Below are 23,266 nucleotides of genomic sequence, written 5' to 3' on the forward strand. Positions count from 1 at the left end.
CCAAACACATATCAAAACAGCAAAAGCAGTACGCTCAAGATTTATAGGTAGGGTCCAGCCGATCCGCTTTCCTGAGCAGGGCCGCCCAGTTGAGCGCTGCGGGCTTTTCAAAGCCTGAATTCGCCTGTGCGAATACCCGCTGACCCATCGCATCATCAAGCATGATCAAGGGCGCCCCACCGGATTGCGCTGCAATCTGCATTTCACAAGCCCGCTGTAAAAAGAACAGCCGCAAAAAGGCCTCGCCAATCGTTTCGCCGATGGTCAAAAGCCCATGATTACGCAAGATCATCGAATGGGCCATTCCCATATCCGCCACCAGCCGCGCTTTTTCGCCCTCTTCCAGCGCCAGCCCTTCATAATCATGATAGGCAATATCGCCCCATTGGGTCAGCGCATCTTGCGTTAGTGGCAAAAGCCCGTCGCGCTGGCTGGCCACAGCCGTTCCAGCCACCGTATGCACATGCAACACGGCCTTGGCATCCTCACACCCCTGATGGATGGCGGAATGGATGGTGAATCCTGCAGGATTTACTGCATAAGGGCTTTCGATCACCTTCTGGCCATCCAGACCCACCTTCACCAAAGAAGAAGCGGTGATTTCTTCAAAAAACAGCCCCAAAGGATTGATCAGAAAATGATGTTCCGGCCCCGGAATGCGTAAGGTCAGATGCGTGAAGATCAATTCATCCCAACCAAAATGCGCCACAAGACGATAAGCGGCGGCCAAATCCACACGGGCCTGCCATTCCACCTCGCCCACTTTTTCACGCAGCGTTGTGCCTTGGTCATTTGCCGGATGTGATTGAACAGTCATGGCCCTACCTTTGACAGCTTGAAATCCTGTGCCCAGCATCGCGCTCTTTGGTCGGAAAATAAACCCCCCGCTTAAGGCCCGAACAGAAAAACAGGACTTGAAACCCACGCCACGGAAGGCGACCTTAAGGGCGGGCGAACAACGCGCCCGCAATCGAGGATCCATATGCCAGACGATTTCGCACAGACCATCATGGAAAAGACCCCACTGGTCGATCCATTCGGTCGACATATCAGCTATTTGCGGGTTTCGGTCACCGACCGGTGCGATTTCCGCTGTGTCTATTGCATGGCGGAACAGATGCAATTTCTGCCGAAATCCGAGGTCCTCAGCCTTGAAGAGCTGGATCGTGTATGCTCGGCCTTCATTGAGCGCGGCGTGCGGAAGCTCCGTATCACCGGCGGCGAACCTCTGGTGCGCAAAGACATTCTGCATCTGTTCCAAAGGCTGGGCCGCCATCTGGCCTCTGGGGCGTTGGATGAATTGACACTCACCACCAATGGCAGCCAGCTAAAAACCTATGCCGTCGGGCTTTATGAGGCGGGTGTGCGGCGGATCAATGTGTCTTTGGACACCCTTGATGATGCCATGTTCGCGAAAATCACCCGACGCGGACGGCTGGCGCAAGTTCTGGAAGGCTTGAAAGCAGCCCATGAGGCGGGCCTTTCCGTTAAAATCAATGCGGTGGCCCTGCGCGGGATCAACGATCAGGCCTTTGACGAGATGATCCGGTTTTGCGGAGAACGCGGTTTTGATCTCACCTTGATCGAAACCATGCCGCTAGGCGAGATCGACGAGAACCGCACCGACCGCTTTTTGCCTTTGAGCCTTGTGAAGGCCGATCTTGAAACCCGTTGGACATTGGAAGACATTCCCCACCGCACCGGTGGTCCGGCGCGCTATGTGCGTGTCCGCGAAACCGGTGGCCGGTTGGGATTCATCACGCCTCTTACCCAGAATTTCTGTGAAGGCTGCAACCGCGTACGCCTGACATGCACCGGCACCTTGTTTATGTGTCTGGGGCAGGAAGATAAGGCGGATCTGCGCACAGTGCTGCGGCAAAGCAGCAACAATGCCGATCTGCACGCCGCCATAGACCAAGCCATCAAACGCAAGCCTAAGCGCCATGATTTCATCATCGACGGGGCCACACGCGCCCCCGCTGTCGCCCGCCATATGAGCGTAACCGGTGGATAATTCCCCATATCTAGCGACAATGCTTGCACTTGCCTTGGGCGCTCTGGTTAAGATGTGGGCCACTTTAATGATCGAACAGAGCTTATGAGCACCTCAGCACGCATTGCCTTCATTGCCAGCGACAGCCCCGAAGCTCAAGCCTCGTCGGATGAACTGAAGGCACTCTATGGCAATATTGCGCCCGATGATGCCGATGTGATCGTGGCTTTGGGCGGCGATGGATTCATGCAACAAACCCTGCACAAATCCATCCATCGCCCACTTCCGATTTTCGGCATGAACCGGGGCACGGTGGGGTTCTTGATGAACCAGTTTTCCACCGCCAATCTGCCGGACCGGCTGGCACAGGCTGATAGCTTTACCCTGCATCCCCTGCGTATGCGCGCCTTTGGGCCAGAAGGGGATGTGAAGGAATATCTGGCTTTCAATGAAGTGGCCTTGCTCCGCGAAACACGGCAAGCCGCCAAATTACGCATCACCATCGACGGGAAAATGCGGATGGATGAACTGGTCTGCGATGGCATTTTAGTGGCCACAGCGGCAGGCAGCACCGCCTATAATCTTTCGGCCCACGGCCCCATTTTGCCTATTGGCAGCGATTTATTGGCGCTCACCCCCATCAGCGCCTTTCGTCCGCGCCGCTGGAGGGGGGCTCTGTTACCCAGCGATTCCCGGATCATGTTCACGATTCTGGAAAACCGCAAACGGCCCGTATCCGCAACGGCGGATTTTCATGAAGTGCGCGATATTCGCGCGGTGGAAATAGAAGAAGATCGCTCTATCAGCATGACATTATTGTTCGACCAAGAGCATAATCTGGCCGAGCGTATCTTGCTGGAACAATTCGTTCATTAAGGAAGCCGTCACCGTAAAGCACGCGCCATCCACTTGGCGCTTGATGCTTGACGCTTATCCGCGCTCGTTCTCTTCGTCCTTGGCCAAGGGCAGCATCACGGTGAATTTTGACCCCTTGCCATCTGCGGACACCAAAGACAGGTCGCCACCCATCAAACGGGCCAATTCCTGGCTGATATGCAGGCCAAGCCCTGCCCCCTCGCTTTTGCGGCTATAAATAGTGTCGGTCACCTGTTGGAATTTTTCGAACACCTTTTTCTGCATATGTGCAGGAATACCAATCCCGGTATCCCAAATGGTCAATGCGGCCATATCCTCCACGATTCCGAGTTCGGCCCCGACCTTGCCGCCTTCGGGAGTGAATTTGATGGCATTGGTCATCAAGTTCAGCAAAATCTGCGTTGTGCGACGGTCATCGGCCATGACCACCACATCCTCCGTCAATCGCAAGCCGGAAATGTCCACATTGCGATCTTTGGCCCGCATTTCCACAAGGCTGACCGCTTGATCAAGCTGGTCCTTCAAGGACAGGCGTTCCGGATGAATGGTTACCCCATCGCTTTCCAAAACAGCCACATCCAGAACATCGTTGATCAAACTCAGCAAATGCCGACCGGCCCCGCTGATATCACGGCTATAGCTGCGATAATGATCGTTAATTTCGCCAAACATGGCCATATCCATGCTTTCCGCAAAACCGATGATCGCATTCAAGGGCGTCCGCAATTCATGGCTCATGGCCGCAAGAAATTCATTCTTGGCGCGCAAAGCACTTTCCGCCTGCACCGATGCAATATCCAGTTCAAGATTTTTGCGGATCAATTCTTCCAGAGTTTCCTCCAGATTGCGCTGCATCAAGCTGGCGCGCATGGTTTCTGCATGGGCTTCGGTAACGTCCATCCCGGCGCCGCGGAATCCCATAAAGGCACCGCTTTCCGGCTCAAAAATCGGCACACCGGACAAGCTGCACCGGCGAATGGTCCCGTCCGCCGCCTCGATTTCAATATCCACTCCGCGAAAGGCTTTCCGCGATGCCATGGCATCGCAAAGCCGCTTCGTCAGTTCAGGATCGCATTCCGCATGGCCAAGTTCGATAAGAGGACGGTCATAAAACAGCGCAGCCGGAAAACCGGCACTGGCGGCAAATCGTTCTGACAAGAGGGTCAAGCGCCCCTCTCGGTCGGTTTCCCAAAACCAATCCGATGTGGCCCGGGCAAAATCGTTAAACCGCCGCCGCGCCAAAACAGCATCCCGGCGCACACTGATTTCTGCGGTAACATCGGTATAGCTGCCCGCAACGGCAATGCTATTTCCATCCTCATCCCGCACGGGGAAATGCCGCCCACGCCAGCAACATGGCCGACCATCAAAAGACAGCCATTCCTCCGTAAGAACAGGATAGCCCGTCTGGATCACCTGTTCGACCACGGCTTGATGCGCCGCCGGAACAAATCCGCCCGTTTGCGCCTTCCCCGGACCGGGCAACCGATCATCGCAACGAGAAACCAGATCGACATAAGCCGCATTGCTATCGCTGAACACCCCCTCAATGCTCACCAGATAAAAAGGCATGGTTTCATCAACGATCACACGCCCTTGTAAGGCTTTCAAACTGTCATTGGCGGCAACAAAAGGGGTGTCGGGACGGGGCTGTGTGCGCGCGCTGCGATCTTCATCTCTGGGTGCTGGCACAGCCACGGCGATTTGAGCCGGAGCCATTTGTTGAACCTGTGCATGCGCTTGGGCCTGTCCGTTATTGCCGCGCATATGACGTGCCCATGCGGATAGATCCGCCCGCCCGAAAGCGTGCCCCGAAGACTGGACTGATTGCTTTTCATCCGACATGACGCAATTCCTCCAACGCCATCTGATAGGCGTTGTCCCTTTGCCAATATTGCAGCGCCCCACGCGCATTCACGCTCGACACCCGATCGAATAGATCGAGAATACCCTTCAAAGCCCCGGGGCCGCGCGCCTTCGCCCCTTCCCGTGCCTGACTGATCAGCAAATATACCGAGGTAAACTGGGCGCGTTCCATGCCAATGGCCTTGGCCAGAATGGCAAGGCTTTCACCGCCCGTATCATTGAAAATACGCCATGCGGTCCGGAAATCCACACAGCCCAATTCCGCAAGGCCCGCCACAAAAACCGCAATCCGCTTCTGGCGCAGGCAGCCCAAAAGAAATTCTACCGTCAGATCGCCGGTTTCAGACAGGCGGTGCACCAGCCTTTGCGCCTTGAGATACGCGCCTTCCGATGTTTTTTGCTGGGCGATCAAGCCGCGTGATGCTTGCCGCATGGCATTATCGACCACCAATGGGTCCACATCGAAATCGCTGACAATTTTCTTGCGCAGCGCCGCTGCCACCCACCAATACATGCGGTAAGCCAGTTCCGAAGGCAAATCTTCCCGATTGAGCAATGGCTCTTGAAAGCGATCCACCCGGCGGGATTCCGCCACCAGATATTCCATGGCACGCTGCGACAGGCTGGCATCCGCATTGCGCAACAAAGCCTCGATCACATCCCCATTGCCATATTCCACCAAGGCATTGGCCACGTCTTCGCTCACCTCATCACGCAAGGCGATCACCAATCGATGCTCATCGGTACGCATCCGAACGACCTCGATCAGATCGGCATCATGCAACAGCTTGCTTTTTTCCAATAAAGGCCGGGCGACTTCGATTTCATCATTGGCAAGAAGGCGCACCACATCGGGCAGATCCACATCGGTTTTGGCAAAAAAGTCTGCCAATTCCTGACGCAGGCTCTTTTCTACGGTCCGCACCAGTTTGACCATGATGTCCGACATCAAAGCGCGCTCGTGCTCGCTCAGCCTGCCTTCCTCGGAGAGGAACAGGTCGGTCATATTTTCAAATAACTGGCGACGGGCCTGCGCCGTCTTTTCGCGGGCAAGCAAAACCAGTTCGTGAATACGGTCACCCATCTGCAGCTTGTTTATAACACCCACCTAAAGCCATTATGCCCCCGCTGGATGCCCCCCAGATTATTATTTATCCAGACTTAGCAAGATTAGCCTGCGCTTGGGGAATTAATAAAGGTTTAATTATCAAAGAGATTGCAGATGCTTATCACAAGAAGTTCAACAAACTTAGCCGCGATAAAGTACCGATGGCCTGAAAAGACGCTTCCAGCGCCACCTGATCTTGATTCAAGCGCGTGATGGCTTCGGCCAGGTTCACATCTTCCACATCCGAAACAAATTGCTCGAAGAACACTTCGGCATCGGCATGTTGTTCATCCACCGTTGCCAACCGTCCTGCCACAAGGCCATTGCGTGTTTGCGCCGATTGCGCTTGATCCACGGCCTGATCGATTTGCGCCATTTCCCGAATCAGGAAATCCTCCTGCGCCGCTGTCAGTTGCCCATCAAGCGGCCCGTCCGGACCGGCATTGAATTCGGCAATCCGTTTGAAGCTGGCCATCAATTCCAGTGCCACATCATCCGCCACCTGGCCAAATTCCAGTGTCACACCTTCTGCAACCAGAGCCTGTTTCTTTGCGCCATCATTGGCAAAGGCATCTTGCGGACTGACTAGGGGAACAAGATCCGAGAGATTGGTTACGGTCAATGGCGATTGATCCGTTTTTGCGCCGCCAAAGATATAGGAGCCGTTCAATTTGGTATTCAAAGCCGAGCTGACCAAACCGAATGTCTGCTCGATAAACGGGGTAAACCCTTGGGCATCCCCTTGGCCCACCGTAGAAACCAGCGTGCTTTGCAGCTCCCGTGCGGCATCCACAATAGAGGTAAGCTGCGCATCATAAACATCCACACTGCGCTGGACATTTTGCACCGTGCTGCGAAAGGATTCCACACTCGAACGCGCCTGTCTGGCGCTCAATGCCTGCTGGATATCCGGGCCAAGACTTTGAAAATCATTGGCCTTCTTGCCCGTAGAAATCTGTTGCTGGACCGTAAACAGGCGCTCTTGATTGCGCATGGTATTTTGCAACAACAAGGAAGATTGGCCAAAACTTGAAATGCGCGTCATGATGTTTCGTCCTAAACCGCGTTGAGAAGCGTGTCGTATAACTCTTGTACCGACGACAAAATCCGCGCCGCCGCATTATAGGAATTCTGGTAAATCACCAGATTTGCCAGTTCCTCATCAATATTGACGCCGGACACGCCCTGTTTGCGTTGGTCCAGCTCCACTTCCAAAGAGCGCGTATCATCGGCAGCGGCGCTGGCACGATTTGCCAAATCTCCAAAGCTGCCTAAAACCGCGCCATTAAGGCCCGCAAGGGTACGCCGCTGCGCCGACAAACCACCGGCTGCCGACATGGAAATCACCGCACTGCCCCGGTCTTGCAAGGCCAGTGCCCCACTTTGATCGCCAACGGACAGGGCAACCGAACCAATCCCGCCCGACAGATCGACCCGCGCCGTTGCCAGCGTTTGGGCATTGCTGCCCAAATCCTGATCCAGCCCGAAATCAACGGCGGCTTCAGCCCGATAACGGGCACCAACACCGAACAATTGGCCAAAACCTATGCCGCTGCCATTGGCATTGGTGGTGTCATTCTTCACCGTCAGCACCATGCCCTTTTGTGGGCCGGTAGAGGTGGTGATCAACTTGCCATTGGCATCCAGAGAAACAGAAAACAAGCCGCTCAGATCCGCATCCAGCGCAGTGACGAGATCGCCATAAGTGGGATTTCCCGTGGTATCCAGCGTGACCGTACGAAGCTCTTTCCCCAAGGCATCACGAACCACGAACTCCACGGTTTCTCCGGCCCCGAAACCATGGGCATCGGTTGCTTTCACACCGGTTTCAAACAGGCCAGACGACCGTCCTGTCACCAGATCATTCATGCCAAAGAAATGCGAAAATGATCGCCCGGCCCGATCGCTGCTATTGGCCGGATCTTCGGAAATGGCCACACCATTGGCGGCATTGGTAGCGCTGATGCTCATCTTTCCATCGACAAAGCTCAGAGTGCCCGCCCCGCCCAGACCTGCATTCACCGCCGTCACCATATCGGCAAAGCTGTCTGCGGGATTGGCGTCGAAATCATATGTGGTGGTCGCCACAACCCTGTTATTGGCGTCCAGAATGGAAAAGCTTGTGGTTCCGGTGAAATTATGAGGATCCGTTGCCGCAAAAGCTGTGGTGGAGCCCGTCAGACTGTTCGGCGCTGGAACGGCACTATTCAGATTATGCACCGCATTCATTTCATCGCCAACCCGCGCTGCCAATTCCCCCAAGGATACCGAAAGATCCACAAGGTCTTTATCGCGCATATCCAGCAAACCGCGCAAAGCCCCGCCGCGAATATCGCCATCAATCGGGCGTTGCGGGCCTTTCAACTGGTCCGACTGCAAATCCACCAATTGCAAGGTTATGGGAGGAAACTCGGTTGCCGCGCTTACCCCGCCGGGGCTGCTATAAGCGAGATTGAAAAACCCCGCCCGCGTGACAAGCTGCGTGCCGGACAAGGTGGACACATTCACCGTGCCGTCACTGTTCTCTGTCACCCGGATATCGATATTGCTGGCCAGGAATTCCAGCGCGGCCTGCCGTTCATTTTCCAGACCGCCGGTTTGTCCGCCTGTGGTGGTTTGCTGGTTAATCTTTTCATTCAAATCATGAATTTGGCGGATGGCATCATTGATCCCGCCAATTCGGGATTCAATTTCTATGCTGGCGCTATTACGCAAATCCTGCACCGTATCGGCCACCCGTGACAACTCGTTGGCATAGCTTTCAAAGTCCGACAAAAACTGCTGTCGGGCCACGCCATCCGCCGGAGCCAAAGTCAGATCCGCAAGGGCGGCAAACACCGTGTTCATGCGCCCGGCCAGATTGCTTTCGGAATCGGGCGGCCCTAAAGAGGCTTGCAATCGGTCATGCAAGCTGTTGATCGCTTCGGCCCGTGCACTGTCCGAGCGCGCTTCCAGAATCGCCCCTTCCAAAAAGCGATTGACCACCCGCTCGATGGTTTCCACTTTCACACCGATGGTGCGATCATTTTGCACATCTGCCGCCACATTCACCCGCTCGCGGGCATAGCCCGGGGTGTTCACATTGGCGATATTGGTCCCGGTGACACGCAGCGCCTCCTGGCTGGTGAACAGGCCGCTCAAGGATGTGGAAAGAATACCTCCTAAAGACATGATCCAGCCCTCCGCAGGTCCGCCAATGGGCAGATTTTGCCGGACAAATGTGGCCAGACATGGCAATGAACGCGCGCCCTGAACAGGAAGCGAAGCGCCTTGTCATCCTTGATATATGGCTCTGATCTCATAGCTCATGGCCTTTGCGACTGCATTTCTTCGCACAGACACAAGCAATCTTCGTGCCAAACAATAGCACAAAGAGAGAAAGAACGGGTTGGGAGAGATCAGCCGGTGATGGCGGCTTCCACGATCCGATGCCGCTTGAACGGAATGGCACCCATACGGGTGATAACGGCATTGACAGGATGATTGTCTTCCAATGTCCAGCCAAGCTCCACCCAATCGATCCCCATCTCGTCAAGACCATGGGAAATACCAACGCACATGGCGGTGGCCAGCCCCGCATAGCGGCGTTTTTTCTGCACCGCCTTACGCATTCCCATCAATGGCAATTTCGCACTATTGGGCGACCGCACCTTGATGCGCCAAAGCAGCTTCAACAGATTGACCGGCCCAAGCCGCCCATCAAAATCGCGGATCACTTCATTCAGATTGGGAATACAAATGGCAATACCGACAGGCTCGCCATCAATCTCTGCAATCAGTGCCAATCGGGGATCAAGGATGAAGCGGAATTCTTCAACCGCTTTGGCGAATTCCGCATCGGTCCAGGGCACATAGCCCCAATTGTCGCGCCATGCATCATTGAACACGCTACGGACCACGGCCATTTCTTCATCAAGGCGGCTTTTATTGATCCGGCGAATGCGCACCTCAGGCAATTTCACGGTCAGATCATAGGCTTTTTGCGCCCGCGCGGGTAGATTGCCACATTGATACCGCCAGCTGATGATTTCCTTCACCTTTTCAAAGCCGGCAGAGTGAAGCAGGCCCGAAAGATAGGGACGGTGATAAGGCGTCAACATCATGGACGGGGCATCAAAACCCTCTATCATCACGCCAATTTCTTCGTTCACCCCTAAAGAAAACGGCCCCCGCAACCGGGTCATACCTTTGCTGGCAACCCACTCTTTCGCCGCATCCAGCAAGGCTGTAGCCACTTCCTTGCTATCCACCACATCGAAACAGCCGAAAAAGCCGGTTCTGTCATCGTGTTTTTTCAGATGCTCATGACACACCTGTGCCGAGCATCGCCCCACCATCCTGTCGCCGGACCATGCTGTGAAAAACATGACATCGGCATGTTTGAAAAACGGATTATGTTTGGGGGAAAGGCTTTTGCGGATTTCCGTTTTCAAAGGAGGCGTCCACCCCGCGTCACCCCGATATAGCTGGTTGGGAAAAGATAAAAACGGCTCCATCGCCTCACCGGGCAGATGCTTACGAATCTCGATCGTCACGAATGAAAACACTCCCGTCAGGCAAAAACACTGCGTTAACAAAGTCACACAGCGCCGATCCCAAACTGTGCACAGTCAACCCGCATTCGGTCCAGTTTTATTTTACAAAAAAGTGAGAATAGTGATCGTTATTTTGAATTATTTTCGGGGAGACATGTGCTGTCCTGCACATCCGCGCCTCAAGTGATCAACTTGATGAGTTCGGGAAAAACGGAATGGAAATACAGGAAAAGTGGTGCACCTAAGCGGAGAAACTTCGAACCAATTGTTCGAAGTTCTCGCTGACTGGAATGCACAGCTAACTTCCTGCTCCCTTTACGAAAATCCTGAAGAGCTTCCATTTCAACTGGATGGTGCTGCATCGCAGAAAACTGCGGATTCAGCCAATTCCGACGGCGAAGAGCCGGTTGAAACATATGGGAGCGGGTCATGGACGGGCTAACTCCCAAATGGGGTTCTATTGGCGGCAATTCTCGGGGATCGGCGCAAAGCTCCGGCTCCACACAGTCGAAATCTAAAAAGCAGGCCAAAAAGCGCCCTGCGCCTTTCTCACTTCGCTTGAGCTTTGACGAGAAGCAAAAGCTTATCGAGGATGCCGGTCGTCAATCGATTTCCGCCTACATCAAGGCTCGATTGTTTGATCCTGACACGCCTGTCAAACAGGCGCGCGGGCTAAACCCTGTCAAAGATCAAAAAGCCCTGGCGCAACTGCTCGGAATGCTGGCTCATCCCGCATTGCCCAGAATCTGGATGAATTGGCGGATGCTGCTCGCGTTGGTGCTCTGCCGCTTGGCGATGAAACCGACAAAGCACTTCGCCGGGCCTGTGACGATATCCGGGTCATGCGGAGCTTTCTGCTTGCCGCGCTTGGGATACGGGAAACCGACAAATCGACAGATGTTTGCGAAAGCTGCTCATCTGCTTTCAGCCGTGCTGCGAGCCTCGAAGGCTGTGCATGCCCCGATGAGGCACCACAGCCATGATCATCAAAGCCTCACAGCGCGGTGGTGGTCGCAAGCTTGCGGCTCACCTAATGAATGAACGCGATAACGAGCATGTCGAACTGCACGAGGTTCGCGGCTTCGTATCGGGTGATCTGCACGGCGCATTTCTGGAAGTCGAAGCAGCAGCCAAAGGGACCAAATGTAAACAGCACTTCTTCTCGGTCAGCCTTTCACCGCCTGAGACAGAAAATGTACGACCCGAAGTCTTCGAGCTGGCAGCACGCCGCATAGAAGTTGAGATGGGCCTTGAGCGTCAACCGATGGCGCTGGTCTTCCATGAAAAAGATGGTCGCCGTCACGCCCATGCGGTTTGGAGCCGTATCGACACGGAAAATATGCGGGCGATCAACCTTCCGCATTTCAAGCGTAAGCTGAATGAGATTTCGCGCGGGCTCTTTCTTGAGCATGGCTGGAACCTGCCTGACGGGTACAAACGCGGGAAAGATCGCTCGCCGCTGAACTTCACGCTGGCCGAATGGCAACAAGCCCGCCGCGCCGGAAAAAGCGCTGTCGATATCAAAGCAACATTTCAGGAGTGCTGGAATGGTGCGAAAGACGGTCCGGCCTTCAAGCGTCAGCTTGAGGAGCGTGGCTATTATCTGGCGCAAGGTGATCGTCGCGGTTTTGTCGCCGTCGATTACCAAGGCGAGGTTTATGCCGTTCCGCGTATGACCAGCCAGAAAACCAAGGCCGTCAAAGAGCGCCTTGGTGATCCAGCACAACTGCCCTCAGTCGCTGAGACCAAGGCGCGGGTCACTGACTTGATGGAGAAAGTGCTAAAGCGTCATATCGAGACGCTGGATAAGGAAAGCGCAGAGCGTCTCAAGCCGATCCGCGCAAAAACGCGCACCATGCGCGCCGACCACAAAGCCGAGCGTGCTGCCCTCGATCAGCACCAGGCCGATCGGTGGACACAAGAATCTAAGGCTCGCCAGGAAAGGTTCTCCAAAGGACTGAAAGGCGTTTGGGATTGGCTGCGCGGCAAGCATAGCGCCGTGCGGAAACGCAATGAGGCTGAAGTCACCTTCAAGCGCGAGCGTGATGCCAAAGAGCGCCAGGACCTAGTGAACAGGCAACTGGCCGAACGACGCGCCCTGCAAGCAGAAATCCGAAATGAGCGGCAACGCCATTCCGGCGAGCTGGCGCTTCTTCACCGCGATCTCGCGAAAACCCGCGCGCTTTCAGACGCGCTCGAAAAACCATCGGCACAGACGCGGGCGGCTTTGGAGAAAGCCAAGCCAAACCGCTCACGCAATCCTCGCTCGAAATCATCTGGTCGCTCTCGTGACCGCACACTCGAACCTTAGAGACAAGGAACCAAAACCATGTTCGGAAAAAATGAAATCGCAGGCGATGTCCTGATGGCCCCGCGCGGGTTTAGCGACACGCTCGAACTCGATCCGCAGGCCACATCCCGTTGGCTGAGCCCGCACTCAACCGCTCAAGCGCTGCCCTTCGATGCGAAGACACAGAATGCGATGTTCCTGGGATATCTGCCTGGAACCAAGCGTCCGCATTACGTCGGCATGCCGATTGATGACCGGCATGGCGTCACCATCGCCGGGGCGCGATCTGGTAAGGGCACAAGCTTTATCGTGCCGAACCTGTTGCTCTATCCGGGCTCTGTCTTCGCTAATGATCCCAAAGGCGAGTTGGCGCGCATCACATCGCGCCGCCGCCGGGAAATGGGCCAGCAGGTCGCAATCATCGATCCTTTTCGCGATAGCGGTATCCCGGAGAGCGACCTGGCGGCATTCAATCCGCTCGATATCATCGACCCGGAAGATGAAAGCGCTGTCGATGAAGCTGGTCTTTTAGCCAATGCGCTGATCGTTCCTGAAGCCGGAACCGGTAAACACTGGACGGATTCAGCGGGAAATTTCCTGCACGGCGTTATCCTGTATGTGGCGCTGCGATGTATCGGGCGCGAGCGCACCCTTCCGCATGTGCGTGAGCTGATCACTTTGCCAGAGGATGAGTTTTACGGTGAAGGCGGATTGATTGACCGCATGCAGGAAACCGGCGGCTTCTGTACACAGGCAGCCAATAGCCTGATCGCCAAGTCGGATAATGAGCGCTCATCAGTGCTCTCAACCGCGCTTGAGCAAACCGCTTTCCTCGCCAGCCCTGCAATGATGCGCGGGCTTGGGCGTTCGACGTTTGATATCGATGCGCTCAAGAACAGTGAGGCCGGACTCACGGTCTATCTGTGTCTGCCTGCACGTCGGCTGCGCACCCATAGCCGGTTTTTGCGTCTGCTGCTGATGGTGGCGCTCGCCCGAATGGAAGCGGTTCCTAACGTTTCGGAGACGCAAGCTACGGTCAATGGTTGGCCGGTGCTGTTCATGCTTGATGAGTTTCCGGTGCTTGGGCACATGGATGTCATCGAAAGCGCTGCCGGTCTAATGGCCGGATACGGCGTGAAGCTGTGGACCGTGCTTCAGGATTTAAGTCAGCTCCAGCGGGACTATCCGCGAAGCTGGCAAACCTTCCTAGGTAACACCGGAATCATCCAGAACTTCGGAAGCAGTGATGAAGCGACCTGCGCCTACATCTCCAAGCTCTGCGGTGAAACCGAGAACCTAAGCCAGTCCCTTCCCGAACTGACCGACCGCGAACGCGGTGCAGGCAAGATCGGGCTCAACCGGTCCGTGACCGTCACGCCGCTGCTGCGGCCCGACGAGGTTCGTCGCTTCTTCGCGCGCGGCACGGGGCGAGCGCTCCTGTCCATCCCTGGCGAGCACCCGATTGCGGTGGTGCGCGCCAATTACTTCGATCCTCAGCACAAGGAATTATTTGGAGGCAAATATGACTGATCGTCCTTTAGAAATTGCGGAGATGGGTCTCCGCACCAAGTTTCGTATCCACTGGAAGCTCTTTATCGGAATTGTCCTTACGGTAATCGGCGCACCCGTTCTCGAATGGGCTTTTGCCGGTTTTGTCGGCTTTCCATTCCCGGAGAGCTGGGCAACGGCTGGCCGTTTTGCGGCGGCCATTATCGGCCCGCTTCAGGTCCTTGGCGGCCTTCAGCTCTTCTTTTTTGTTTATCTGCCTTACACGATCGCGAAAAAGCAGAATGACGTTTCGCCGGATTTGCGCCGCCGTTAGGCGCACGAAGCACTCATGGCTGAAGTGACAACGGGGTCCTGCTTACTCGGTCCCTATTCCAAGCTCCCATACGGTGCCTTTTTACCTGGTGAGTATGGGGATCGGGGGTCACAAAAGGCTCCGATGGTCGGGGCCTTGGAAAATAAGACCCGAGGAGGACCACATGCGTTTCTTCATCCGATTTGAAATGGCATTCGAGCGCGAAACAACCGCGCAAACCGTTTGCCGAACGATCTTCAACGCGATCGCTCGCCACAAATAAACAAGCGCGACGATCACCGAGTACCGCTGAGGCGGACCGCTGATCCGGTCCGCCTTTCTCTTTAATTGGAAATAGGTTGCCGCCTGCAACCCTGGCCTTTGCCGAAAACGGGGTGTGCAAACGGAAAGCAAAATCGACGGCGGGCGCAGGCCTAACGAGCCTCGGGAACCCTCTATTTTTCTTGAAGTGCGCTGAGGGGCTGGCCCTTAAGTTGTGAAGCGATCAAGCTTTCGAATTGAAAATTTTCTCAAATTGCCGTAATTTTCTCACCAAGACTTGATTGGGAATCGCCATGGAAACCGACATTTTGACGATAAAAGAAGTGGCGGAATACCTACGAATTACAGAGAAAACCGCTTACCGCCTTGCTTCAGAGCGTAAGATACCTGGCTTCAAAGTCGGTGGGTCTTGGCGGTTCCAGAAAAGTGAAATCGACGAGTGGATTGAAGATCAAAAGCGTCTCGATCCAAAGAATGAAAATTAAGGGGGCGCACTTGGCCAATAATAAAGACGCAGTTATCGACCTTGTCTTCGAAATTGCCAACAAACTTCGCGGCCCATACCGACCGCCTCAGTATCGCAAGGTCATGCTTCCTATGACGGTGCTACGTCGGCTGGACTTACTGCTCCAGCCTACAAAAGATGCGGTCATTGCAGAGTATAAAAAACTTGAAGCTCAGGGACTGGAGGGCGATGCGCTTCATAAGGTACTTGCGCGAAAAGCTGCAAAAGGCCGTCGGCAGCCTTTGTATAATGTTAGTTCATTTACGTTCGAAAAAATGCTTGGGGACCCACCGAATATCGCAACCAACCTTGTATCGTTCATCAATGGATTTTCTGAGAACGCGCGGCGCATATTTGAACGGTTTGAGTTTGAAGCGGAGATCGAGAAGCTCGACAAGTCAAACCGACTATTCCTTATCGTAAAGGAATTCACTGACCCCAAAATCAAGCTTCATCCAGACGACTTGGATAATGCCGATATGGGCGACGTCTTTGAGGAACTCGTAAGGCGCTTCAACGAACAAGCTAATGAAGAAGCTGGGGACCACTTTACACCACGTGAGGTGATCCGCCTTATGGCTCACCTTGTCTACACTGACGAAGAAGACGTCTACAAGCCTGGTATCGTGCGGACAATCTACGACCCCACCTGCGGTACAGGTGGAATGCTATCTGTTTCAGAGGACGTGATCAAAAGTCAGAATGACCAGGCGCACTTAGAACTTTTCGGCCAAGAGTATAACGCTGAAAGTTGGGCAATCTGCTGCTCTGACATGCTCATCAAAGATGAGGCCGTCGATAATATCGTGTTCGATGACACGCTAACTGACGACGGACACCGAGATCGGCGCTTCCACTACATGCTCGCCAATCCACCTTTTGGCGTCGAATGGAAGCCGCAGGAAGATGCGGTCAAGAAAGAACATGACGAGCTCGGATTTGCTGGTCGGTTCGGCCCTGGGCTTCCGGCCATTCGCGACGGTGCCACACTGTTCCTAATGCATATGATGTCCAAAATGCATCCGTCACCAGAACATGGCGGCGAAGGTTCAAAGATAGCGGTCGTGTTCAATGGCTCACCTCTATTCAATGGTGATCCAGGGCCAAGCGAGAGCAATGTTCGCCGATGGATTATTGAGAACGACTGGCTTGATGCAATTGTAGCGCTTCCAGACCAGCTTTTTTACAATACTGGTATCCTCACTTACATTTGGATTGTTTCCAATCGGAAGCCGGAGCACAGGCGCGGCAAAGTTCAACTAATCGATGCGTCCCGCCATTTCGTCAAAATGACGAAGAGCAAAGGCGATAAGCGCAACCGTATCGCTGGCACAGAAGATGGCGACCCTGACCAGATCGGCGATATCGCCCGCCTTTACGGTGACTATGAAGATGGCGCGACCGCGCGGGTCCTCGTTAAGGATGGTAACACAGAAGAGTGGGAAGATCGTGTGTGCTGTCGTATCTTTGATAATCACGAGTTCGGCTATCTACGAATAACCGTTGAACGCCCGCTACGACTGAATTTTCAACTTTCTGAGGAGCGCCTGAGCCGGGTTTCCGAAGAAACAGCGTTCCAAAATCTGGCCAAAAGCAAAAAGAAGTTTGGCAGTGAAGCCTATAACGCTGAAGTCAGTGCCGGCGAGGCTCATCAGGCAGACATAATGGCTGCACTCAAAGCTGGGGTGGGTGATCAGTTATTCAAAAATCGAGATGAATTTTCGGATCACATTGATGGGCTGCTTTCCGATGTCCTGCCAAAGGTCCCTTCAAACATAAGCAAAGCCATTGTTAGTGCGCTTAGTGAACGCGATCCTTCTGCGAATATCTGTTTCAAGGACGCAAAGAAAACAAAGATAGAGCCGGATTCCGAGCTGCGTGACGTAGAGCTGGTGCCTTTGCCTGAGAATGCTCCGGCGAAACTGCCGATTGATTACGACCGAAAAGCCGACAACTCGAAGCTTCTGGAACTCGTGCGCGACCACTGTGAAGACTATCTCGCGCGTGAAGTTACTCCGTATGTTGAAGACGCTTGGATTGATCATTCCAAGACCAAAGTGGGTTACGAATTCCCTATCAATCGGCATTTCTATGTCTACAAGCCACCGCGAGAACTGGAAGCAATCGAAGCCGATATCAATGCGCTCGAAAAGGATATCCTCGCTCAGCTGAAGAAGGTCGTATCATGACCGAACCGAGCCGAGGGCAGACACTGGAACTGTACTTCGTCAGCGGCAAGCCGGACGGTATGTTGACCGCCGAAGTGTTCAATTGGACTGGCCACGTTTTGGCCACGCCACGCACCCAAATTACGGAGTCTCTCCTGCGCCCAGAGGCACAATACACCGGCGTGTATCTGCTTTTTGGCGAAAAGGATGGATCAGACCTCGCCTATATCGGCGAAGGGGAGGATATGTCCGATCGAATTAAAAGTCATGAAGCGAAGAAAGACTGGTGGACAAAGGCGATCCTCGTCACATCTCAAGCGAATTCGCTAAACAAGGCGCACATTAAGTATCTCGAGGCGAGACTTGTTGAGGAAGCCAAAAACATCGGTCGGATAGCGCTCGAAAACGGCAACACCCCTTCTCGTCCATCGTTGAAAGAGGCCGAGCGTGCGAACATGGAAGGGTTCTTGGATTACCTCCTGATGGTTCTGCCCGCGATCGGTGTGAACGCTTTCAAACAGAACAAACGGCCTAAGCTAACAAGAGAGGATTTGAAGGACGCTGCCTCTCCTGTTTTCGAACTCGTAACTAGAAAGCATGGGCTTCATGCGCGCGCGATCATTGAGGATGGCGATTTTGTGGTGCTTGAAGGCTCCCTCGCAAGGTCTGAGTGGAGCAACGCGTCACAGCAATCATCCTATTCCGGATTATACGCGGAGCTGGTTGAGAATGGAGTCCTGGTGCCAGCTGGTGAGACGCTAAAGTTTGATCAAAATTTTGCCTTCGGAAGCCCTAGCGCCGCAGGTGCCGTCGTCAATGGTCGTCCAACTAACGGTACAGTCGAATGGAAGGTCGAAGGCAGCACCAAGACATATAAGGATTGGGAAGCAGAACGGTTGGAGGTGAAGTAATGAACACCGACGCCAATTGGAAATATCGCAAACTTGCTCATGCATATCACAGGATCGGCAGCGGAACGACGCCACGCTCTGAAGCCACCGAGTACTATGACGAACTAGATGGAATTCCTTGGGTAACAACATCTGAGCTGCGCGAAAACTACATAGAAAAAACCAAAGTCAACGTGACACACTTGGCGCTTGCTGATCACTCAGCTCTTAGAATTTACGGCCCTGGTTCTTTGATGATTGCCATGTACGGTGCAACCATAGGGCGGCTGGGAATTATATCCGTTGATGCAGCATGTAACCAGGCTTGTTGCGTTTTTGAACACTCTGATGAGATTGAAAACCGTTACCTCTTTTATTGGCTTTTACATCGGAGAGCGGACTTGATTTCGCTTTCTATGGGTGGGGGTCAACCAAACCTTAGTCAAGGCTTGCTCAAATCTGAAAGAGCATTGTGTCCGCCCATTAGTAAACAGAAAAAAATCGTGGCCTACCTCGACCAACGCTGTGGCGAAATCGATGACCTGATCGCGAAGAAGCGAAACTTGCTTAAATTGTTGGCGGAAAAAAGATCAGCACTGATCACGCGTGCAGTCACCAAGGGCCTCAATCCGAACGCGCCCATGAAATCCAGTTGCATCGATTGGCTTGGTCAAGTTCCCGCCCATTGGGAAGTAGTGTCTTTCAAATGGCGCTGCCAGATTCCCAGCGGTCAAGTTGATCCAACCGAAGAAGAGTTTGGGAAGCTTCCTCTCATAGCCCCTGACTTTATAGAATCTGGCACTGGTGTTCTCGACGAACCGCCGCCAGCGGAACAGCAAGGAGCAATCAGCGGCAAGTATCACTTCGCCGCTGGAACAGTCGTGTATAGCAAGATACGCCCGTTACTCGCCAAGGTATGCATTTCCCCGTTTGATGCGCTTTGCAGCGCGGACATGTATCCGATCATCCCCTCAGATTCTCTCGATAACAATTTTCTGTTTTTTCAGCTTTTAAGTAATCATTTTACTTCATTCGCTGTAATGGAGAGCCTCCGCGTCGCAATGCCCAAAGTAAACAGAGAAACGCTTGGTGCATTCCCAATCCTCATTCCGCCCATTGACGAGCAGGCCGCCATCGTCGGGGAGATCAAATCCGGCATTGAGGACATAGACAAATCAAGAAGCCTTATTGAACGCGCCATTGATCGGCTTACAGAATATCGCGCTGCCATCATCACCAAAGCCGTTACCGGCGAGCTCGAGGTGACGTAGCATGGCACTGACGACGGATGCCTATTTTGGCCATATAAAGGCTTGTCTCAACCCAGACTTCATTCAGGACACGGGCGAAAATGGTTCGGTCACCCTCAAAGAGAAGATTGACGGCGTGCCAAAGGCACTAACCGTAACATTCCCGTTTGAGGGCCAGGCTTTCTCAGTCAACCTTGACTTGAAAGCCAAGAAGAAAGGCGACGACCCTCGCCTTTTCCGATTTCTCGATGATGATGCAAAACCCTGGGCACGCAAATGCGATTTCGTTGTGTTTCATCGCATGTCGCTCGGCATTTATGCATATCTGATAGAGTTTAAGTCTAACGGGATCGATCAAACGGGCATCAAGGCCCAGCTTGATGCCGGAGCGAATTGGTTGCGATCCATGAAACGAGTTTTGGAACATTACTTTGGACACAGCCATGCGCTATTTGTGCAGAAGTTCGTGTTCAGCTCAAACACCAATCCAGGTGCATATCTTGATGCAGATGGCAAGTATCTTCGGGCCGATCCCGCCATTCGATTTTACCATTATGACGCCCTAGATGGGCTCGCCCTTGGCGATCTCGAAAACAACATGGCTGACGAGATTTAGGAGGGGCGAATGAACAAGCACACCGAAGCACGATTTGAAGACGCTATTGAAGCCTCACTCCTTAACGACGGAGGCTATTGCAAGGGCGATGCGAAAAGCTTCGATCCCTTGTTCGCATTGTTTTCGCGTGAGGTGATCGACTTCATTGCACGCACTCAAGCCGCCCGTTGGCAAGCGATCAAAGACTTGCACGGGGCAAAAGCCGAGGATGCATTGTTATCTGCGCTTACGCGTGAGCTTGGCAATAAAGGCGCTTTGCACGTGTTGCGCAAAGGCTTCAAGTGCTATGGCAAGACGTTCGAAATAGCCTATTTCGCGCCGAATACAGGAATGAATCCGGAAGCACGGGAGCGCTATGAGCAGAACCGACTTACTGTCACCCGCCAGGTGCATTTCAGTGAGCGGCGCCCAAATGACTCGCTAGATATGGTCCTTGCGGTCAACGGACTTCCGGTGGTCACGCTGGAACTGAAAAATCAGTTTACCAGCCAGAATGTGCACCACTCGATCCGCCAATACCAATATGATCGCGACCCAAGTGAACCCATATTCCGCTTCAAAGAGCGGGCCTTAGTGTATTTTGCTGTCGATACTGATCTTGCCTTCATGACAACGCGTCTGGCGGGTGGCTCAACATTCTTTTTGCCTTTCAACAAGGGTGATGAAAATCGAGCCGGAAACCCTGCCAATAGCGACGATTACCGCACTGCCTATCTCTGGAAAGATATCCTGAAAGCTGACAGCTTAATGGATATTCTTGCTCGCTTTCTTCATCTTCAGGTCGAAGAAAAGCGTCGTATCACGGCCAAAGGCGTTAAGGTCGTAAAGCGCGAGAAAATGATATTCCCGCGTTTCCACCAATTAGATGCGGTTCGAAACCTTGTAAGCCATGCGCGTAAGAATGGCTCAGGTCATAATTATCTAGTGCAGCATTCCGCAGGATCAGGGAAATCCAATTCCATAGCCTGGCTTGCGCATCGATTATCGAGCCTGCACGACGGTGGTGGCAGCGAAAAAGTCTTCCACTCTGTCATCGTCGTAACGGACCGTCGGGTTCTTGATCAACAGCTACAGGACACAATCTATCAGTTTGAACACAAGCAAGGCGTTGTCCAGAAGATCGATAAGGACACAAAGCAGCTAACCAGAGCGCTATCGGGCGGCGTTCCAATCATCATCACAACGATCCAGAAATTTCCTTTTGTCGCCCAGGCCATCGATACCATGGGCAAGCAGGGTGAAACTGTTGATCTTGATACAACAGGCAAGCGCTTTGCCGTTATTGTAGATGAAGCTCACTCATCCCAGTCGGGAGAGACGGCGATGGAGCTGCGCAAAATTCTAAATAAGTCGGGGATTGAAGACGCGATCGCTTCCGAATTCCTTGAGGAGGAAGAGGACTTAACAGAGGCCGCAAAGAAGGCGCTCGTTGCCGAAATGATGAAGCGACCACGCCAACCCAACCTAAGCTTCTTCGCCTTCACCGCGACGCCGAAATTTAAGACGCAAGCACTGTTCAACGAGCCGAACCCGGCAACGAATCGACCGCCTTTCCATCACTACTCAATGCGCCAAGCAATCGAGGAAGGCTTCATCCTCGATGTGCTTCAAAACTATACAACCTACAAACGCTTCTTCGGACTGGTCCGCCAAATAGAAGACGACCCCGAAGTCCCTAAACGTAAGGCCGCTAAAGCGCTCGGACGTTTTGTTTCTCTCCATCCTTACGATATCGGTCAAAAGGTCGAGATCATTGTCGAGCATTTCCGTTCTTCTAGCCGCCACAAAATAGGTGGAAGAGCAAAGGCAATGGTTGTGACCGGATCAAGGCTTCATGCCGTCCGGTATAAGCGTGCCTTTGACGACTACACCAGAACTCACGGATATGATGATATACGCTCGCTCGTCGCCTTCTCCGGTGAAGTAAAAGATGATGATGTTCCTGGGGTGAGCTTCACAGAAGTTGGGATGAACAACGGGATCAAAGAGCGCGAGCTTCCCGAGAAGTTTGCTTCGGATGATTTCAAGGTGCTCTTGGTAGCAGATAAATACCAGACCGGATTTGATGAGCCACTTCTACACACAATGTACGTCGATAAGCGACTAGCTGGTGTGCAAGCGGTCCAAACACTTTCGCGTCTGAACCGAATGACTCCTGGGAAAGAGGATACATTTGTCCTCGACTTTGTGAACGAGCCGGATGAAATCTATGAGGCTTTCAAGCCTTATTACGAAGTAACGCCTCCTGGCGAAGCAACTGATCCGCACCAGCTTTATGACCTTCAGCACAAGATCGAGGAATGGCGTCTTTTCGACGCCAGCGACCTAGATGCATTTGGTAATGTATGGTTCCGCCCCCGTACAGAAACCATCGCTTCTGAGCATCAAGAGCTTAATTCCATTATTGATGCATCAGTGGAGCGTTTCAAAGCCCTAGACGAGAAAGTCCGCGAAGAGTGTAAAGCTCAGCTGGAGAGCTATAGAAGACTCTACGCGTTTCTTGCGCAGATAATTCCGTATCAAGATACGAGCCTTGAAAAGCTTTACGTGTTTGTCCGCTTCTTACTTAAGAAGCTCCCTAAACGTGAAGACAGCGGCAAGTATGACCTCGAAGATGAGGTTGCGCTCGAATACTACAGGCTCCAGAAGATCAGCGAGGGGGCGATTGATCTGGTTGATGGCGAAGCAGAACCTCTCAAAGGCCCAACCGAAGTTGGCACTAAAGCCGCGAAGGAAGACAACGTACCGCTTTCCTCGCTGATTGACCGGCTCAATGAGAGATTTGGCACAGAGTTCACAGAAGCAGACAGGCTATTTTTTGAACAAGTGGCCGAAGCTGCTTCCGGCGATGAGACTCTCAAAGCGGCCGCTGAAGTAAATACAATGGAGAATTTCGCTATTGTGTTTGATAAGATGCTCGAAGGGTTATTCATTGAGCGCATGGAGGGCAACGAAGCCATCTTTGCGAAATTGATGAATGATAAGAGGTTCCGAGAGACGGCTGCCGAGCATCTTCTCCGGGACGTTTACCAACGTCTGAAAAAAGACGAAGAAAATTAGCAACACATCCAAGGACGGTCCTCGGT

18 protein-coding genes are annotated in these 23,266 nt (G+C 53.3%); 12 read left to right on the forward strand and 6 right to left on the reverse strand.

What is annotated here, in order from left to right; all coding sequences use genetic code 11:
* Positions 1-34 precede the first annotated feature (34 nt).
* Complete coding sequence (locus JCM17844_RS08070; RefSeq protein ID WP_150000488.1) at positions 35-817, reverse strand: class II aldolase/adducin family protein; 783 nt, start codon at positions 815-817, stop codon at positions 35-37.
* 165 nt (positions 818-982) lie between these two features.
* Between JCM17844_RS08070 and moaA the strand changes: the two genes are divergently transcribed.
* Both moaA and JCM17844_RS08080 read left to right on the forward strand, forming a co-directional pair.
* Positions 983-2,014, forward strand: a complete 1,032-nt coding sequence (gene moaA, locus JCM17844_RS08075; RefSeq protein ID WP_235898955.1) for a GTP 3',8-cyclase MoaA — start codon at positions 983-985, stop codon at positions 2,012-2,014.
* Positions 2,015-2,098: 84 nt separating this feature from the next.
* Positions 2,099-2,869, forward strand: coding sequence for an NAD kinase (locus tag JCM17844_RS08080; RefSeq protein ID WP_150000489.1), 771 nt, complete (start codon positions 2,099-2,101; stop codon positions 2,867-2,869).
* Positions 2,870-2,923: 54 nt separating this feature from the next.
* Here JCM17844_RS08080 and JCM17844_RS08085 read toward each other — a convergent pair whose 3' ends face one another.
* From JCM17844_RS08085 to JCM17844_RS08105, 5 genes are all read right to left on the reverse strand, one after another.
* Positions 2,924-4,714, reverse strand: a complete 1,791-nt coding sequence (locus tag JCM17844_RS08085) for a sensor histidine kinase (RefSeq protein ID WP_210431638.1) — start codon at positions 4,712-4,714, stop codon at positions 2,924-2,926.
* The gene (locus tag JCM17844_RS08090) at positions 4,704-5,819 is read right to left on the reverse strand and encodes a DUF2336 domain-containing protein (RefSeq protein WP_150000491.1); all 1,116 of its coding nucleotides are present in this window, start codon (positions 5,817-5,819) and stop codon (positions 4,704-4,706) included. Before JCM17844_RS08090 ends, JCM17844_RS08085 begins: the two co-directional genes overlap by 11 nt.
* 145 nt (positions 5,820-5,964) lie before the next feature.
* Positions 5,965-6,888, reverse strand: coding sequence for a flagellin N-terminal helical domain-containing protein (locus tag JCM17844_RS08095; RefSeq protein WP_150000492.1), 924 nt, complete (start codon positions 6,886-6,888; stop codon positions 5,965-5,967).
* A gap of 11 nt (positions 6,889-6,899) precedes the next feature.
* Entirely contained in the window at positions 6,900-9,014 is a 2,115-nt protein-coding gene (flgK, locus tag JCM17844_RS08100) for a flagellar hook-associated protein FlgK (RefSeq protein ID WP_150000493.1), read from the reverse strand.
* Positions 9,015-9,241: 227 nt separating this feature from the next.
* Entirely contained in the window at positions 9,242-10,378 is a 1,137-nt protein-coding gene (locus JCM17844_RS08105) for a GNAT family N-acetyltransferase (RefSeq protein WP_150000494.1), read from the reverse strand.
* Positions 10,379-10,807: 429 nt separating this feature from the next.
* On the opposite strand from JCM17844_RS08105, the gene JCM17844_RS08110 reads away from it, so the two are divergent.
* The 10 genes from JCM17844_RS08110 to JCM17844_RS08155 all read left to right on the forward strand — a co-directional run bounded on the left by JCM17844_RS08110 (position 10,808) and on the right by JCM17844_RS08155 (position 23,240).
* A complete protein-coding gene (locus JCM17844_RS08110) occupies positions 10,808-11,419 on the forward strand; it encodes a hypothetical protein (RefSeq protein WP_150000495.1) in 612 nt (203 codons plus the stop codon).
* Positions 11,358-12,689, forward strand: coding sequence for a relaxase/mobilization nuclease domain-containing protein (locus JCM17844_RS08115; RefSeq protein WP_150000496.1), 1,332 nt, complete (start codon positions 11,358-11,360; stop codon positions 12,687-12,689). The genes JCM17844_RS08110 and JCM17844_RS08115 overlap by 62 nt, the downstream gene beginning before the upstream one ends.
* An 18-nt stretch (positions 12,690-12,707) precedes the next feature.
* A complete protein-coding gene (locus JCM17844_RS08120) occupies positions 12,708-14,198 on the forward strand; it encodes a type IV secretory system conjugative DNA transfer family protein (RefSeq protein ID WP_150000497.1) in 1,491 nt (496 codons plus the stop codon).
* Positions 14,191-14,490, forward strand: coding sequence for a hypothetical protein (locus JCM17844_RS08125; protein WP_150000498.1), 300 nt, complete (start codon positions 14,191-14,193; stop codon positions 14,488-14,490). The genes JCM17844_RS08120 and JCM17844_RS08125 overlap by 8 nt, the downstream gene beginning before the upstream one ends.
* Before the next feature lie 554 nt (positions 14,491-15,044).
* Entirely contained in the window at positions 15,045-15,236 is a 192-nt protein-coding gene (gene mads1, locus JCM17844_RS08130; protein ID WP_150000499.1) for a methylation-associated defense system helix-turn-helix domain-containing protein MAD1, read from the forward strand.
* Positions 15,226-17,445 (forward strand): type I restriction-modification system subunit M, encoded by a 2,220-nt coding sequence (locus JCM17844_RS08135; RefSeq protein WP_150000500.1) that lies wholly within the window; start codon positions 15,226-15,228, stop codon positions 17,443-17,445. The genes mads1 and JCM17844_RS08135 overlap by 11 nt, the downstream gene beginning before the upstream one ends.
* Positions 17,442-18,335 carry a GIY-YIG nuclease family protein gene (locus tag JCM17844_RS08140; RefSeq protein WP_150000501.1) on the forward strand — a complete coding sequence of 298 codons (894 nt, stop codon included), beginning with the start codon at positions 17,442-17,444 and terminating at the stop codon, positions 18,333-18,335. Before JCM17844_RS08135 ends, JCM17844_RS08140 begins: the two co-directional genes overlap by 4 nt.
* Positions 18,335-19,585 carry a restriction endonuclease subunit S gene (locus JCM17844_RS08145; protein WP_150000502.1) on the forward strand — a complete coding sequence of 417 codons (1,251 nt, stop codon included), beginning with the start codon at positions 18,335-18,337 and terminating at the stop codon, positions 19,583-19,585. The genes JCM17844_RS08140 and JCM17844_RS08145 overlap by 1 nt, the downstream gene beginning before the upstream one ends.
* 1 nt (position 19,586) lies before the next feature.
* A complete protein-coding gene (locus JCM17844_RS08150; protein WP_150000503.1) occupies positions 19,587-20,180 on the forward strand; it encodes a hypothetical protein in 594 nt (197 codons plus the stop codon).
* Positions 20,181-20,189: 9 nt separating this feature from the next.
* Positions 20,190-23,240 (forward strand): type I restriction endonuclease subunit R, encoded by a 3,051-nt coding sequence (locus tag JCM17844_RS08155; RefSeq protein ID WP_150000504.1) that lies wholly within the window; start codon positions 20,190-20,192, stop codon positions 23,238-23,240.
* The last annotated feature ends 26 nt before the right edge of the window (positions 23,241-23,266 follow it).

This window comes from Iodidimonas gelatinilytica (genome assembly GCF_008579125.1).
Taxonomy (GTDB): Bacteria; Pseudomonadota; Alphaproteobacteria; order Sphingomonadales; family Rhodothalassiaceae; genus Iodidimonas; species Iodidimonas muriae.